Consider the following 592-nt stretch of genomic DNA (forward strand, 5'->3'; position numbering starts at 1 on the left):
GCGCAAAATCAGTTTGTCGCCAATCTGATCAGCACTTATCAGCCCAGCCTCAGCATAGGCTACGACAAATGCGGTTATGGCTGTTCAGATCACGCTTCCTGGAACGCGCAGGGCTATGCGACATCCATGCCTTTTGAAACCGCATTCACCCAGGATAATCCCTATATTCATACCGAGAACGATACCTTCGCCAACAGCGGTGGGCAGGCAGATCACTCACTGAAATTTGCGCGTCTGGGTTTATCGTTTGCCGTAGAACTGGGTAGCGACGGTCCTGGCACACCGGGTAAACCACCCGTCACGGATAGCTATAGTGGCAGCCTGACGCAAAACCAGACCAAGAGCTTTGGTCCCTTCAAAGCGGCCTCTGGCAGTGTGACAGTAGCGACCACAGGCACCGGCGACGTGGATCTGTATGCACGTAAATCCAACCTGCCAACCACCACCACGTATGACTGCAAATCCGATGGTTCCACTGCGACCGAAAGCTGCAGCCTGAATCAGAGTGCCAACGGGGATGTCTATGTGTTACTCAAGGGTTATACCGCATCGACCTATAGCCTGAAAGTCACTTACACACCGCAATAAGCCT

The 592-nt window shown here is 53.0% G+C and carries 1 protein-coding gene; it reads left to right on the top strand.

All coding sequences use genetic code 11. The features are described from left to right. A partial coding sequence (locus KDM89_RS19370; RefSeq protein ID WP_212689541.1) for a pre-peptidase C-terminal domain-containing protein occupies positions 1-588 on the top strand: 588 nt, incomplete at its 5' end. Positions 589-592: the final 4 nt, after the last annotated feature.

It is taken from the genome of Cognatundibacterium luofuense (genome assembly GCF_018139685.1).
GTDB lineage: Bacteria > Pseudomonadota > Gammaproteobacteria > Burkholderiales > Burkholderiaceae_D > Undibacterium > Undibacterium luofuense.